General features: G+C 57.4%; 13 protein-coding genes. 3 read left to right on the forward strand and 10 right to left on the reverse strand.

Features of this window, described 5'->3' with window-relative positions; genetic code table 11:
* Positions 1 to 1792 precede the first annotated feature (1792 nt).
* From rplT to PTZ19_RS12315, 4 genes are all read right to left on the reverse strand, one after another.
* Positions 1793 to 2152, reverse strand: coding sequence for a 50S ribosomal protein L20 (gene rplT / locus PTZ19_RS12300; protein WP_276354792.1), 360 nt, complete (start codon positions 2150 to 2152; stop codon positions 1793 to 1795).
* Positions 2153 to 2184: 32 nt separating this feature from the next.
* Positions 2185 to 2385 (reverse strand): 50S ribosomal protein L35, encoded by a 201-nt coding sequence (gene rpmI / locus PTZ19_RS12305; RefSeq protein ID WP_276354795.1) that lies wholly within the window; start codon positions 2383 to 2385, stop codon positions 2185 to 2187.
* Positions 2386 to 2403: 18 nt separating this feature from the next.
* Positions 2404 to 2898: a translation initiation factor IF-3 gene (gene infC, locus PTZ19_RS12310; RefSeq protein ID WP_276354975.1), complete on the reverse strand. Its 495-nt coding sequence runs from the start codon at positions 2896 to 2898 to the stop codon at positions 2404 to 2406.
* Between the two features lie 299 nt (positions 2899 to 3197).
* The gene (locus PTZ19_RS12315) at positions 3198 to 4439 is read right to left on the reverse strand and encodes a glycosyltransferase family 2 protein (RefSeq protein ID WP_276354797.1); all 1242 of its coding nucleotides are present in this window, start codon (positions 4437 to 4439) and stop codon (positions 3198 to 3200) included.
* Positions 4440 to 4957: 518 nt separating this feature from the next.
* Here PTZ19_RS12315 and PTZ19_RS12320 point away from each other — a divergent pair.
* The gene (locus PTZ19_RS12320; RefSeq protein ID WP_276354799.1) at positions 4958 to 5482 is read left to right on the forward strand and encodes a phosphatase PAP2 family protein; all 525 of its coding nucleotides are present in this window, start codon (positions 4958 to 4960) and stop codon (positions 5480 to 5482) included.
* A gap of 79 nt (positions 5483 to 5561) precedes the next feature.
* On the opposite strand, the gene trmB is transcribed toward PTZ19_RS12320, so the two are convergent.
* From trmB to PTZ19_RS25410, 5 genes are all read right to left on the reverse strand, one after another.
* A complete protein-coding gene (trmB, locus tag PTZ19_RS12325; RefSeq protein WP_276354800.1) occupies positions 5562 to 6338 on the reverse strand; it encodes a tRNA (guanosine(46)-N7)-methyltransferase TrmB in 777 nt (258 codons plus the stop codon).
* Positions 6335 to 6997, reverse strand: a complete 663-nt coding sequence (locus PTZ19_RS12330) for a phosphatase PAP2 family protein (RefSeq protein ID WP_276354802.1) — start codon at positions 6995 to 6997, stop codon at positions 6335 to 6337. The genes trmB and PTZ19_RS12330 overlap by 4 nt, the downstream gene beginning before the upstream one ends.
* 285 nt (positions 6998 to 7282) lie before the next feature.
* On the reverse strand, positions 7283 to 7744 hold the full coding sequence (locus PTZ19_RS12335; protein ID WP_276354804.1) for a cupin domain-containing protein: 462 nt from the start codon (positions 7742 to 7744) through the stop codon (positions 7283 to 7285).
* Positions 7745 to 7777: 33 nt separating this feature from the next.
* Positions 7778 to 11674, reverse strand: a complete 3897-nt coding sequence (locus tag PTZ19_RS12340; RefSeq protein WP_276354807.1) for an InlB B-repeat-containing protein — start codon at positions 11672 to 11674, stop codon at positions 7778 to 7780.
* A 579-nt stretch (positions 11675 to 12253) separates the two neighbouring features.
* Positions 12254 to 12442, reverse strand: coding sequence for a hypothetical protein (locus tag PTZ19_RS25410; RefSeq protein ID WP_422614997.1), 189 nt, complete (start codon positions 12440 to 12442; stop codon positions 12254 to 12256).
* Between the two features lie 260 nt (positions 12443 to 12702).
* Here PTZ19_RS25410 and PTZ19_RS12345 point away from each other — a divergent pair, with 260 nt between their 5' ends.
* Positions 12703 to 13791 (forward strand): helix-turn-helix transcriptional regulator, encoded by a 1089-nt coding sequence (locus PTZ19_RS12345; protein WP_276354809.1) that lies wholly within the window; start codon positions 12703 to 12705, stop codon positions 13789 to 13791.
* Between the two features lie 431 nt (positions 13792 to 14222).
* Here the strand turns inward: PTZ19_RS12345 and PTZ19_RS12350 are convergent, their stop codons facing one another.
* Positions 14223 to 14408, reverse strand: coding sequence for a hypothetical protein (locus PTZ19_RS12350; RefSeq protein ID WP_276354811.1), 186 nt, complete (start codon positions 14406 to 14408; stop codon positions 14223 to 14225).
* 255 nt (positions 14409 to 14663) lie between these two features.
* Between PTZ19_RS12350 and mnmL the strand changes: the two genes are divergently transcribed.
* Positions 14664 to 15626 (forward strand): tRNA modification radical SAM protein MnmL/YtqA, encoded by a 963-nt coding sequence (gene mnmL / locus PTZ19_RS12355; RefSeq protein ID WP_276354813.1) that lies wholly within the window; start codon positions 14664 to 14666, stop codon positions 15624 to 15626.
* The last annotated feature ends 1 nt before the right edge of the window (position 15627 follow it).

A 15627-nucleotide genomic window follows, 5' to 3' on the forward strand; every position in this document is an offset into this window, starting at 1 on the left:
GCTTTCCGCATGAATCAAGTGTATTTTGGCACCCGGATCGTCATTTTTGAATTTATAGGCTCGCCTTAAGTGCACTTTGGCACCTCATGGCCAAGGGAAATCAATGAATGGGACAACCGGCAGTTGGGATCGCAAGCGTACATGCCTATTAAGAAAAACCGTCAGGGAGAAATTCGTCCCTGACGGTCCTAGTGTTTCATGCCTCTGAAGTCCCTCTTCAGCAACTTTTCCACGAACATCACTCAATCCTGTACTCAAATGAACATGACCATTGAGATCCGTTTGTCCAGAGGGGCGGGGTTTAAGCTTGCGCGGCTGGCTTAATCAGCTGTTGCCCCACGCGTTGGCGGGGTTTAAGCTTGCGCGGCTGGCTTAACCAGCTGTGGCCCCGCGGTTGGCGGGGTTTAAGCTTGCGCGGCAGGCTTATTCAGCTCATGCCCCACGCGCCAGCGGGGGTTATGCTAGCGCCGCAGGCTTATCCAGCTGTAGCCCCCTACGTTGGCGGGGTTAAGCTTGCGCGGCAAGCTTAACCAGCTGTGGCCCCGCGGTTGGCGAGGATTAAGCTTGCGCGGCTGGCTTATTCAGCTGTTGCCCCACGCGCCAGCGGGGGTTATGCGTGCGCCGCAGGCTTAATCATCTCATGCCCCACGCCTTGGCGGGGGTTAAGCTTGCGCGGCTGGCTTAACCAGCTGTGGCCCCGCGGTTGGCGAGGATTAAGCTTGCGCGGCTGGCTTATTCAGCTCATGCCCCACGCGCCAGCGGGGGTTATGCTTGCGCCGCAGGCTTATTCAGCTCATGCCCCACGCGTTGGCGGGGTTTAAGCTTGCGCGGCTGGCTTAACCCGCTGTGGCCCCGCGGTTGGCGTGGGTTAAGCTTGCGCGGCTGGCTTAACCAGCTGTAGCCCCGCGGGTGGCGGGGGTTAAGCTTGCGCGGCTGGCTTAACCAGCTGTAGCCCCGCGGGTGGCGGGGGTTAAGCTTGCGCGGCTGGCTTAACCAGCTGTAGCCCCGCGGGTGGCGGGGGTTAAGCTTGCGCGGCTGGCTTAACCAGCTGTAGCCCCGCGGGTGGCGGGGGTTAAGCTTGCGCGGCTGGCTTAACCAGCTGTTGCCCCACGCATTGGCGGGGGTTAAGCTTGCGCGGCTGGCTTAACCAGCTGTAGCCCCGCGGTTGGCGGGGGTTAAGCTTGCGCGGCTGGCTTAACCAGCTGTTGCCCCACGCATTGGCGGGGGTTAAGCTTGCGCGGCGGGCTTAACCAGCTGTAGCCCCGCGGTTGGCGGGGGTTATGCTTGCGCGGCTGGCTTATCCAGCTGTTGCCCCACGCATTGGCGGGGGTTAAGCTTGCGCGGCGGGCTTAACCAGCTGTAGCCCCGCGGTTGGCGGGGGTTATGCTTGCGCGGCTGGCTTATCCAGCTGTTGCCCCACGCATTGGCGGGGGTTAAGCTTGCGCGGCAAGCTTAGCCCCTCCTCCCCGCCACGGGTTCTGATTCTAACGGACACTGAAGCCGTTATTGGATCAAAACCCCTCATTTTCTAAACGTAACGGACACCACGGCCCTTATCCGTAACCCGTTACGGTTATACGTGGGGCTTTTCGCTCAATAAGCGCAACTGTGTCCGTTAAAATGCGATTTGCCGAAGAGTGCCCCCCATAACGTCTGCTGTGTCCGTTAACCTTACCGCCTCCGCGAATGGGGCGGGCGGCGTCTGGCCACTCTAAGAGGGATGCAACATCCCGAAAAGTTATAGATGCTGATAGGTTCAAAAAAGCCCCGGGATCCCGGGGCTTTGGACGCGTTACGCGTTGATTTTCTCTTTGGCGGCGCCGGCCAGCGTGTTGAACGCGCCAATGTCGTTCACGGCCAGGTCGGCGAGCATTTTACGGTTCACGTTGATGCCGGCCAGTTTGAGGCCGTGCATCATTTTGCTGTAGGTCAGGCCGTTCTGGCGGGCGGCCGCGTTGATCCGCACGATCCAGAGCTTGCGGAAGTTCCGCTTGGTCTGACGGCGGTCGCGGTACGCGTACCAGAGCGATTTCATGACTTGTTCTTTGGCTTTCTTGAACAGGCGGTGCTTCGCACCCCAGTATCCTTTAGCCAGCTTCAACATTCTATTGCGACGGCGGCGCGTGACGAATCCGCCTTTGACTCTTGCCATGACGCATTACCTCCCGGAAAATGTTCGCAGTTTTATTTCAGGTTCGCAAGCTGCTGCTGCAGACGGCGTACGTCGCCTTTGGCCATGAGCGGCTGGCTCGAAAGCACGCGCTTTTGACGGCCGGATTTGTGGGACAGCAGATGGTTCTTGTAAGCCTTATGGCGCTTCACTTTGCCGGTTCCGGTGATTTTGAAGCGGCCTTTCAAGCTGCTGTGGGTTTTCATTTTAGGCATGAGAATCGCTTCCTCCTGTCAGTGGCTCTTCGGAGCCAGAATCATGATCATGCTGCGGCCTTCCAGCTTCGGAACGCGCTCGATGACGCTGATATCGGCGACTTCCTGGGCGACGCGCTCCAGGATTTTCTGGCCGATGTTGGCGTGGGCGATTTCACGACCGCGGAACCGCACGGAGCATTTCACTTTGTCGCCATCCTTCAGAAACTTCACCACGTTGCGAAATTTCGTCTGGTAGTCGTGTTCCTCGATGTTCGAACGGAACCAGACTTCCTTCAGGTCGACGATCTTCTGATTCTTCCGGGCTTCCTTCTCTTTCTTCTGCTGCTCGTAACGGAATTTGCCGTAGTCCATGATCCGGCACACCGGCGGTTTCGCCTGGGGAGCCACGTTGACCAGGTCCATGTTCGCGTCGATCGCGAGCTGCATGGCTTCCCGGAAAGGCTTGATTCCCAGCTGCTCTCCTTCGGGTCCTACGAGTCTGACTTCCTTCGCCCGGATTTCCTCATTGATTTGATGATCCTTGCTGATAGTGTTCCACCTCCGAATGGAAATGTCGATCTTCGCCCCCGCGTTCGCCGGGGACAAACAAAAAAGACGGGCCGCATCGACCCGCCTCCGTGCGCAAACGTCATGTTCCGGCTCTTCCGGGAAATTCCTCCGGCACTCGCCGTAATCCGTTGCTACGCGAACCCGTCAGCGCGAGCCGAACAGGTGAGAAGCGGGCGCTTCTGCTTATGCGTGCTGAATATCGTTCCGAAATCAGTCACTCGAGTACTATATCACGCCTGGGCAGCGTTGTCAAACCGGAATTACATCTGCTTGCCCTGCACTTCTTCGAGGCGAAGCACGCGGGTATGCTGCGTATGGCTCCAGGTTTTGTTGTTCTGCGTGAAAAAGGCGTATAACGTGATCGGCCACCAGGAAAGCAGGAAGATCGGGAAGGTCAGCAAATGGGCGTACGATTTCCACGACTTCACTTTTTCCAGCATCATGGCGAACGGGAACTGGGCGCAGCTGACGAACAGCGAGACGACCGTCACCCATCCGGGCAAATAATAATAGATGGACGTAAAAGCCGGCACGCCGGGACGGGCCTGGTCGAACCAGAGCACCAGCGTCAGAAGAGAGCCGATCAGCACGTTGTAGACCGTTACGGTGTACAGGGCCGTATCGAACTTGGTGAGACTGCGTTCCTTGATGCTCGCCCAGAGCAGCGGGAAGAAATAACGGCGGGCGACGGTGAAGTGGCCCTGCATCCATCTCAGGCGTTGGCGCGCGGAAGCCCGGAACGTGAGCGGCTTCTCGTCGTACACTTTGGCGTCGTAGTTCATCGTCGGGTAAATGCCGCGCTGCACGCAGCGCACCGTGAATTCCAGGTCCTCGACCAGGCTCGTGGCGCCCCAGCCCATCTCCTTCAGCAGGGCGGATTCGAAGCACATGCCCGTGCCGCCGAGGAAGTTGGCCATTTTCAGCCGGGTGCGGGGAAGCTGCCAGAGACGGTTGCAGAACCAGTACGTAATGCCGTAAGCGGCGGTGATCCAGGAATCCTCCGGATTTTTCGTGTCCAGGTAGCCTTGCACGACCCGATGGCCTTCGCACAGGCTGTTGTTCATGTGCAGCAGGAAATCCGGATCGACCAGGTTGTCGGCGTCCAGCATGACCACGGCGTCGTATTGCCGGCTCCGGCTCCACAGTTCCTTAAGCATCCATTCGATGGCAAAGCCCTTGCCGCGCTGGTGCTTGTTGAATCTTTCGCAGGCGTAAACGCCGGGATACTGCCGGGCGATACGCGCCGTTCCGTCGGTACAGTTGTCGCAAATGACGAACACGTCGAACAATTCCCGCGGGTAGTTCAGCTTGAGCAGGTTGTCGATCAGCGCGCCGACGACTTTCTCCTCGTTGTGGGCGGCGATCAGGACGGCGAAAGATTTGCGCGGATCGTGATTCGCGGTTTTCTTCTTGCCGGCCCATCCCCAAATGGACAGCACGAACTGATACACGCCGATGGCTCCGACCAAAATCTGCACGACGAAAAACACTTGGTTCAACATATTTGGTTTTGCCCCCTAAGACCCCTATTTTCCGCTTGTCTCTTTGTTTTCTCTCTGTTTCTCTGTCTTGCGTGTTCGGATCGGTTCGGCGTTTTCTCTATGTGGCGCCGTGCCGGCCTCAGCACATCCTTGATTTTCTTTGTTTTCCTGCCGTTTGTCAAAACGGCCGGGTACCCTTTAAGCGGTCCTGAACCCTTAATAACCGGACTTTGAAGGAACGAAACGCGGGGCCAACCCGTTTTCCTCCCGATTCAGCCGATTTAAAGCGTTTTCCTTGCCGTTTCGCCAAATTGCGCCATCATCTTTATCTAACGGCGCGATGAAAATTCCCTCATAAAAGTTTATCCAGCGGCGCGAAGTTGTAAAACATCAATTCCCGGTCTTCTTCCGTCGAATTGACGGATGCATAACGCCGCGTTAACGCAGGGGTGACATTTCGAAGGTACATTGGAAGCATAGGTTCCGGCGCCGCGGTCCGATCGACCGGCGAGATCAGCCCGAAAGGAAGGATGCCGAGCATGAGCCGGATTTACCGCCTGCTGACGGATTTCGAGCGTCCGCTGTTCCTCCACGTCAACATTCGATGGAACCATAAACTGCTTAGCGGCCTATTCTACGCGCTTACGCTGCTGGGAGGAGCAACGTTTACCCTCCTCTTCTCCTTGGCCGTCGGAATTCTAGCCCCCGAGCCTTGGAGCACCGCGGGCTGGCAGGCCCTTGCCGCCGTAGCCCTCAGCCATCTGCCCGTAGCGATCGCCAAACGCAGCGCGCCCCGCCTGCGTCCGTACCAAGTGTTCCCCCAAGTCCATACGGGCCGAAAACCGCTGAAGGACCCCTCTTTTCCGTCGGGACATACCACCGCGGCGTTCGCCATGCTGACCCCTTGGATGATCGCCCAGCCTTCCCTGATTCCGTTCCTGTTGCCCGTCGGGTGCGGCGTCGCTCTGTCCAGGGTGTATTTCGGCCTTCATTACCCGAGCGATACGCTCGCCGGCGCGCTCTTGGGAAGCTCGACGGCGCTGCTCGTATCCGTCTGGGTTTGACGGCGCTCCTCCTTCGTCCCCTCCCTTCTTCCCGAAATTCGGGGCTCCCATCTATAGGACGAAGCATGGAATGGAAAAGTTACCTCGCGGAGGATTCCCCGTCCGTGGCCGGAGCCGGCTCCTTCGCGCCGCCGCGCCGGGACGACTCGAGGCGTTCCCGTTCGATGCGCTGCCGGTTCCGTTCGATCGCGCTCGCGCCGACGACGGCCTCCAGTCGGTAAATCGGCATTCCTTGCCCGTGGAATTTGCTTTCGTATTCCGTCATGACCAAATCCTCGCGGGGACCGTCCCGGTGCAGGTCGAGGGAAATGTTCCGCATTTGCAGCCCCGTATCCGAGAAGCAGTTCAGCGAAAACTCGAACAGCGACTTCGAATCCGTCTTGAAGTGGATTTCCCCGTCCGCGCTCAGCGCCTCTCGATATTTCTCCAGAAACCGGGGGTGCGTAAGGCGCCGTCTGGCGTGTTTGCTCTTCGGCCACGGATCGCTGAAGTTCAAATAGATCCGCGACAACTCGCCGGGTTCGAACATCAGCTCCAAATATTCCGCGTTGCCCCGGACGAGCGCCAGGTTCGGCACCCGCTCTTGCCCCGCTTCCCGCCACGCCGCGCGGGCTTTCTCGCTCCCCCGGCGCAGCAGCTCGTCGTAGACGTCCATTCCGATGAAATTGATGTCCGGATGTTTCACGCTCATCCGGCTGATGAACTGGCCTTTGCCCATGCCGAGCTCGATGTGGATGGGCCGATCGTTGCCGAAAAACTCCTTCCACCGGCCTCTCCATTTCTGCGGCTCCAACAGGACAAGGTCCGGTTGCCGCTCCAAGCTTTCCCGAATGTTTTTTCTGCCCCTTAACCTCACGAACGCTTCTCTCCTTGCCGATGCTTATGATTGCCGCTCCGACGTTCATAAAATCCGATGGCCAAGCCGAGCCAAATGCCGCTGACCAAGTAACCGCCGATGACGTCGCTCGGGTAATGGACGCCGAGGTATATCCGGCTGATGCCGATGGCCAGCGTCAACAGGGCGCATACCGCCGCAAGCGCCAAACGGCCGCCGCCGCTTCGGACGTGGCGCCACAGTAAGTAGGCGATCACTCCGAACAAGGCGAACGAGGCCATCGCGTGGCCGCTCGGAAACGAATAACCCGTCTCTTCCGCCAGCCGGTGCAAACTTGGTCGCTCCCGATGGAAAAACCCCTTCAGCACTTTGTTGAGCAACGAGGTGCCCAGCATGACGGCCAGAAAAAGGATCAGTTCCCGCCGATGGCCCAGCGCGAAGTACAGGAGCACCATCACGACCACCGAAAACGCCGAGATCGGGCCCGTCCTCCCGAACCAAGTGAGTCCCTCCATCAGCTTGGTCAAGCCGGGGGACTCCCAACCTTGCACGGCCGAAATGACGGCCGAATCGAAGCCGCCGATGCGGCGTTCCCCGATCAACAGGACGACGACTCCGAAGCAAACTGCCGCAAGCAAAGCGAATCCGTAGGCGCTCAGCAGACGACCCGCCCATTTCATGACTCCCGTTCTCCTTTCCGACTTTCGCGTTTACGCAACCATTTGGAAGTTTACCATGAACGGAGCCCGGAAAGCACGGGGGAGCGAATGAATGAGGCCCATGTGCGACGCATGGGCCTTTCACCGCGTCGGCGTACATCTCGTCCCGTTCAAGAGGTTGAACCCGCGGATTCATAAAAAAAGCAGACTTAAAGTCCATCAACATGGCCTTAAGTCTGCATATCGAAACTCTGATCTTATCCGCTTGCGTGTAAGGAGGGCCACGACTCACCGTTTCCTCGCGGGTCAGCAGCCTCGTGATTGCGGCACGACAACATCGGTATCGTATTTTTTCAGCAGCGCGATGTTCGCCTGCGGGGTTACGGCCCCCGTGCGGACCAGTTGCTCGAACTCTTCGAAAAAGCCGATGAAATCGGATGAAGTCATCATGGCAAGAAACCGGGCGGGCTTGACCGCCGGATTGCGGTAGGTATGCGCGACGCCGATCGGCACGTGAACGAAATCGCCAACTTGCGCAACAACGGCGTCACCGTCCGCAATGAACTCGATTTCCCCGTCCAACATGTAGAACGCTTCGGCAAACGTACGATGAATGTGCATCGGCGGAGCGACGGAATGAGGATTCACCTCAAACTCCAGCACGGCAGACTTTCTTTCCGTCAGCGTTCCGTCATCCTTCACCCAACATCGAAAGGTACCAAAATCCAACTTTCTTCCTTCGCCGTTAACCACCATGTTCGTTTTCAAAAAACAACCTCCCTTATCGTCGATATCCGCTCGTTATCGATCGAGCGAAGCCTCTTGAATCGCTCCGAACGCCCAGTGGGTTGCCGGAACGTCCGTCCACATCGGCGCCTCGTCCGTCCGTGGTTCTCTGCCCAACCATTTGTTGATCAGCGTTACGGCTTCGGCGCGGGTTAACGTCCGCTCGGGGCGGAACGTTCCGTCCTCGTAACCGGAGACGAGACCCGCCGCATGGACTTGCGCGATTGCCTTTTGAGCCCAGTTGCCGGTCACGTCCGGGAAAGACGCGTCGGTGCTGCTTGCGGTCCGGACCCCGAGCAGACGTGCGACGATATTCGCCATTTCAGCTCTCGTGACCGGCGCATTCGGCTTGAAGCTGCCGTCCGGATATCCCGACATGAGGCCCATTTTCGTCACGCTGTCGATCGCGTCTTTCGCCCAGTAGGCGGGTGGCACGTCCTTGTACGCCGTTTCGACCGCCTTCGCGGGCCTGTCCGCCACATGCGCCAATATCGCCGCCAGCTCCGCGCGGGTCATGTTCCGGGACGGCTCGAAGACGCCGCCCGGATTACCCGAAATATAGGCTTTATGTTGCGGGTCTCCGGAGGCGTCGTTTACCGCCAGCTTTTGCCCAAGACCGTCCGCGTGAACGATCGTGAACGTGCTGAACTTCGAGACGGTAAACCGGATGGCCAGATTGCCGGAGTCGTCGTACGGGACGATTTCTCCTTTCACCCACTCCTTCTCCCCGTCGCTGTGTTCGATGAATACGCCTAGGTCTTGAAGCTGTTCGTCGGTCAGCGTTTCATCTTCTATTGGCATGACGAGCGTCGCCGTACCGTTATGCAGATTGGATTCGATCGTCATGGGCCGTCCGATGACCGTCGCCGCGCTGCCCGCGGTGACCGCGACAAACGCAGGCTCCTCGCCGATCCGCCGTTCGACCGCCGTTTGCTCGTTTTCGGATTTCGCCGGCACGACCCGGAAATAGAGATCGTCCGTCGACCCCAGGAGAGATTCGCTTGGAACCTGGATCCGCACGTTGTTCGTCGCGATCTCCAGGCTCGCTTTCCGTTCCGATAAGAGAGTCGCGGAGGCCTTGGGAATGCTCACGTAGGTTTCGGACACCTCGTCCTTGGCGTCCGGTACCGTGACTTTCATCACGCCTGAGGCCTGTCGGATCGCTTTGGCCACCGCGTCAGGGCTGAAAACGACCTCGTCCTTTTTGCCGCCTTTGCCGTCGTCCGCGCGCGTGATCTCGAGAGTCGAGACGGTTCCGCCCGATTGCACGTCGGCCGTCACCGTTTCTCTGTCCGGCTGCGAATTGCCGCCGCCAACGCTTCCGCTTCCGCCGCCGGCACCCCCTCCGTCGCCGCTTCCGGACGTGATGGCTGTCCACTTGGCGTATAGCGTGACGTTTCGGTTGATGGGGGTTTGGAAGTCGAATGCCGACTTCAAAGCGCTGTCGGAATACCATCCCGCGAACGCGTAGCCGTCCCTCGTCGGATTAGCGGGCGGTGCCGCCTTGCTGCCGTCGGCAACCGTTTGGCGGTCCACCGCAGAACCGCCGTTGCTGTTGAACGCTACCGTGTGATTGACCACCGTTATCGGATTCCATTTTGCGTATAGCGCCAGGTCGCCGGTCACCGGTGTGCTGAAGTCGTACGATACCGTCAATGCCTCGTCAGCGTACCAGCCCGCGAACGTGAATCCGTTCTTGGTCGGATGGGCAGGTTCGATCACCATGCCGCCATCAATCACCAATTGGCTCTCAACCGCCGAGCCGCCGTATACGGCGAACGTAACCGTATGGGTAACTGCGGGAATCTCGTCCCATTTCGCGTACAGCGTCAGGTCGCCGGTAACCGGAGTACTGAAGTCGTACGGCACCGTCAGCGCTTCATCGCTATACCAGCCTGCGAATGTGAATCCGCTTTTCGTCGGGGCGTCAGGCTGCGTCACTGTATTGCCGTCAACCACCGTTTTACTGTTCACCGTCGTACCACCGTTGCTGTCGAACGTCACCGTATGGGTAACGACCGGTACCTCGTCCCACTTCGCATAAAGCGTCAGATTACCGGTCACTGGCGTGCTGAAGTCGTACGATACCGTCAATGCCTCGTCAGCGTACCAGCCCGCGAACGTGAATCCGCTTTTCGTCGGGGCGTCAGGCTGCGTCACTGTATTGCTGTCAACCACCGTTTTACTGCTCACCGTCGTACCGCCGTTGCTGTCGAACGTCACCGTATGCGTAACTGCGGGAATCTCGTCCCATTTCGCGTACAGCTCAAGGTCGCCGGTCACCGGAGTACTGAAGTCGTACGGTACCGTCAGCGCTTCATCGCTATACCAGCCCCCGAACGTGTATCCGCTCTTCGTCGGGGCATCAGGCTCCGTCACCGTAACGCCGTCAACTACCGTCCGAGTGTCCACCGCTGTTCCGCCGTTACTCTCGAACGTCACCGTGTGCGTGACCTCCGATGGTGCGTTCCATTTCGCATAAAGTATCAGGTCGTTGGAAACGGGCGTACTGAAGTCGTACGGCATCGTCAGCTCTTCATCGCTATACCAGCCACCGAATGTGAATCCGCTCTTGGTCGGTGAATACGGCTGTATAACGGTGAATCCCTGTCCGACTTTTTGGTTGCCCGTATTCGAACCTCCGTTGCCGTTAAAAGAGACGGTGTAGATGGCAGGCACGAATTTATCGATGACCACCGATTTGACGTTCTCATTGCCCGCCGTATCCCTGACGTAAAACGTATAGGTCCCGTTCCTGTCAACCGTAAGGCTGTCCGCATCGTCCAGAGGATTCCCGTAGACGCCCGATCTAAAGTCCTCTGCGGTCAACTCTCCCATGTCCCATAGGACAGTCTCTACCTTGTTCACGCTCGTTGAGCCGATGCCTGTGAATACATCAAAGAATACGAATCCTTGGTCTAGAAGCACATAGCCTTGCGGCGTGTATTCCACGATCAACAGCGGCGTACTCCTATAAATATTGCCCACCGTTATAGTCTGTACCTGCTCATAGCCCCATTCCGTATCCTTGGCATAGACGGTGTAAGTCCCGTTGCTGTCGACGGTAAATCCGTTTCCGTCGATGTCCTCGCCGCCGCCGTTTTGAAAATAGTCGATACTTTGATCCCCGTCAGCCCATCTAAGGACGGCGATAGAGTTGTCTTCTCCATCCGCCGTTGCCGTTACGCCGATCGTCACGTTGTCCTTCGTCGGCCCTGCAGGGTCGAGGTTCAAAACAATCGTCGGCGGTACGGGTGCTACGGGTGGCGGAAAGTCATATTTCATCACGGACATTTGATAATCCAGATCTTCGTAATCCAAAAACGCGACCAGCGGAACGCCGTTCTTCACATATAACAAGGGCTCCCGGCTGGTACTGGGTGAAAATTCGGGATCGCCCACCGATACCCATTCGCTGCCGTCGTACTTATCAACGGTTACTTTGAAAGAGTTGATGTTGATATAAGCCAAATAAGGCGTACCATCCTCCACGTACAACGATGGCATCCAAGCGCCTACCGATGTGCCGCCGCCCAGAGTCACCCAATCCGTCCCGTCGAATTTCATGACCGTCGATTTGGAGCTGGCGCTTCCGTCCTGATAAGCCGCATAGAACGTGCCCGCCTCCACGAACAAGCTGGGGTTCAACGCGAGACCCGAGGAAAAACCGGGACTACCCACCGGTACCCAATCCGTCCCGTTGAATTTCATGACCGTGGCTTTGTTCTCATTTGCCTCGTCGGAGTAAATCACGTAGGGAATACCGTCAGATATGATCAGGGAACTGTCGTGGACGAAGCCCGGGGTAAGGCCCTGTTGCCCCACATACTCCCATGTCCCGGTGTACTTCATAACCGACAATTTGTTGGTGACGTTTACATCATACACATAGGGTGCATCTTTAAACGCCACATAAGGAACATCCCCGTCCATATACAACGATATGTCTGTCGCGACGCTATTCGAAATGTAGGGATCACCGACCGCCGCCCAATCGTTCCCTTCGAGTTTGATAATCGATGCTCCACGTGAATAGGGGTCCTGAAATGCGACATAAGGAGTTTCACCCGCTACATATAACGATAGATAATTGACGTCAGAAGATGAAGAGTACACGGGTCCGATCTGCTCCCATTCGCTGCCGTTAAAGCGCACAACCCTAATGCCCGGAGCATCATAATAAGCCAAATAGGGAGTGTCGCCCGTTACGAACATCGACGGATGGCTGGTCTCACCTTCCGAGAATGCCTGATCGCCCACGAACTGCCACGACTTAGTCGCTGCGTGTCCATGTAACGGCATCGCCGTCAAGCCTGACAAAAACACCATTAATACCAAGAAGTATATGGGTACCCGCCAGAAAATTCCTCGCATCCCGTTCCTCTCGCATACACGACCGTATGAATGACCGTTGAACGCGCGCCTGCGGGGCGAAAGATCGATGACTCCCCTCATTGGAAACCTCCTTATCTACGAATACGGTTTTTGATGTCACTGGTCATGGATCGATTGAAGCTTCCTGGATCGCTCCGAACGCCCAGTGGGTTGCTGGATGCGGTTGTTATACCGATCGGCGACGAAAATGTTTCCGTTGCCATCCGTCGCGACGGCCGACCGGTTCATTGAAACTCCAAATTTTCTTGGGTGCAAAAGCGGTGAAATTCCCAGCGGCGAAAACATCCGCGCCAGCGAACAGACTGATCACAACCAGGATCAAGACGGATAACCGAAAACGCACAAGCATTTCCTCCTTCGAACCCGCGTTAAACGACGCGGATACCCGTGCCCACGCTGTTTATTTTAGGAATGCCTGTCGTCAGGCGCCATCCCAGAAATCTGGGGGGTACTGCGCGATATCGAGGTCTGTGGTATGATGAATCCAGCCAAATTATGACAATCTTTGCAAATCCGCACGGACTTGAGGAGGGGAATCGGCCGGCATGCCTAACGCGCTCAAGGAACTCGCCGCCTTGCAGAAACATCGTTTCGCGCTCGCGCTGGACAGCATTTCCGCGCTGTCGAGATCGGGATACGGCGAAGAGGCGCTGCTGGAACGCGCGGCCAAACTGCTGGAAAAGACTTTTCCGGCGGAATTCTTGATTTTCGCCTCTTTGGATCCCGATTCGTTCGCCATCACCCGCTTATATGGCCGGTCGCACCCTCAGAAGTTCATGTCCCGCATATTGCAGAACGAATACGTGGATGACGATTGGAACAAGTTTACCCAACTCTTGCAGCAGCGTTCGCCCGTAAACACGCTTACCCATGTTACCGGAGGCGACAAAAGCCGTAGTATCCGGTATCGCGAGGTGTACCGCAAGCATCTCGGCATGGAACATGAATTGAGAGCCGTATTGCGGTTGGGCAAAAAACCGGCCTGCGTCGTTTCCTTGCTTCGTCCCGCATTCTTACCCGATTTTTCCGCCTCGGAACAACGGTTTCTTGCCGCCTTCTGCGCGGAGCTCGAGAACGGCTTGCGGGGCGCGCTCGTCGCGCAGTTCGAAGAGGGATTCGCGGATCCGTCCGGCATGGGACTCGTCATTCTCAACGAGGACATCAGCGTGAACGCCGTCAATGCCATCGGAGAGCAATGGATGTTCGAAATGGGCGACCGTTTCGTTCCTTTCGCGAGAAGCATGGCATCGCTCGTCGAGATCAACGGCCATGCCGGCGGGAAGAACAAGCTCCCCTTTACCCCGCACGCCCGATGGTATGCCGGCAACGGCCGATGGCTTTCCGTCACCGGCTCCCGATTGCACGCGAATGGCGGAGCAAGGAAATTGTCACTCGTCGTCGAGGGTATGCGTCCGCCGCAGCTGCATTCGCTGCTGTTCGAAGCCTACGGATTCACCGACCGGGAGCGCGAGCTGCTGCACTGCGCCTTGCGCGGCAGCAGCACGAAGGCGATCGCCCGGGAGCTCCGGATCAGCGAATATACGGTGCAGGATTATTTCAAAAGCATTTTCGACAAAACGGGTGTTCGCAGCCGGCGCGACCTGATGGCCAAATTGATGCTGGACTGCGACTAGATGCAGGATGGCAAAGCCAAGCGCCCGCCGCGGGGAATCGGAATCCCCATGCGGCGGGCGCTTGGCTTTGTCCTGATATGTGCGTCTACAAGCAAAAGCGAATTCGTCGTCTTTACGAAGTAAAGGTGCCTGTTAAGCGCCTAAATACATCTAGTCGTCTCATTCTGCCCCTTTATAAAGTGCTAACAGCCGAAATACATTTATTCTAAGCTAATCCTTCATTTTTCCGCCGAGACGAGCTCTGCTAGTTGCGTTTTGGCCTTTCGTCATCACTTTTCGTGGGAATATAGAAAAAATAACTGCATTTTAGCCCTTAGCCCTCAATTCGGAGTTACATCGTGCTTCATCTACGATTCTCCATCTAAGGAGTTATCAATTCCGGCATCGAAAAAACCGAGCCCCTCATAGGGCTCGGCAGCGCGAGGACAAAATCAATTGACCGGCTGGCGGTCTTCTACGTACTGATCCTCCAGCATTTGGTGCAGCTTCTTCTTCGCGGAAACTTCGATTTTATGGTTATCGTGGAATTTGACTCCCGTCAGCGCCATGATTTCCTTGACCGTCAGCTCGACTTTGACCGTTTCGTCCCCTTGGGGAATGCGTACGCCAGCGTTCATGCGAATCACCTCATCCTTGAAATTAGGCGGGCATCAATGGCCCGGGTTCCCGCATCAACCAACGGGTTGGATCATAACATGAAAAAACGGTTATGTCAGGTTTTTTTGTTGATTTGACGCACTTTTAATATAACACATCATGTAAGGTTAAGCAAGCGGGCGGCGGCCTGAATCGCTTAAAATTTAGGATGCCCTTTTCTCGCAATTCCCGGTCGATTCCGATACAATGAAAAGCAGTAAAGGACGGATGCGATCATGAACGCCAGCACGGAAACGGAAGCTTCGCGCCCGCTTCTCTGGGGGGACAAGCGGTTCCACACCTGGAATTACGAAATGCGGGAAACGTTCGGGACGAAGGTCTTCAAGGTCATGTTGGACGCCGGTTTCACCTGTCCGAACCGGGACGGCTCGATCGCGGCGGGGGGCTGCACCTTCTGCAGCGCCAGAGGCTCCGGCGATTTCGCCGGCAGCCGGCGGGACGACCTGGTGACCCAGTTCAACGCCGTGCGGGACCGGCAGCACCTCAAATGGCCCGACGGCAAATACATCGGTTATTTCCAAGCCTACACGAATACGTATGCGCCGCTCGAGACGCTGCGGGAGTATTATGAAGTGATTTTGCGGCAGCCCGGCGTCGTCGGCCTCTCGATCGCTACGCGGCCGGATTGCCTGCCGGATGACGTCGTCGACTATTTGGCCGAGCTGAACGAACGGACGTATCTTTGGCTGGAAATGGGGCTGCAGACGGTTCACGAATCGACCTCGCAGCTGATCAACCGGGCCCACGACACCGAATGCTTCCGGGACGCGGTCGCCCGGCTGCGGGCGCGGGGCATCCGGGTATGCGCCCACATCATTTACGGCCTGCCGGGGGAAACCCGCGAGATGATGCTGGAGACCGGCAGGCAGACGGCGGCGATGGACGTGCAGGGGATCAAGATCCACCTGCTCCACCTCATGCGCAAGACGCCCATGGTCCGCCAGTGGCGGGAAGGCCTGCTGCGCTTCCTGGATCAGGACGAATATATCGGGCTGGTCGCCGATACGCTGGAAATGCTGCCGCCCGGGATGGTCGTTCACCGGCTCACCGGAGACGCGCCGCGCGACTTGCTGATCGGACCGATGTGGAGCCTGCGCAAATGGGAAGTGCTGAACGCGATCGACGCCGAGTTGGTCCGCCGCGGCAGTTGGCAAGGCAAGCGCTGGGGAGGAAGATGAG

This window comes from Cohnella caldifontis, assembly GCF_029360585.1.
GTDB lineage: Bacteria > Bacillota > Bacilli > Paenibacillales > Paenibacillaceae > Cohnella > Cohnella caldifontis.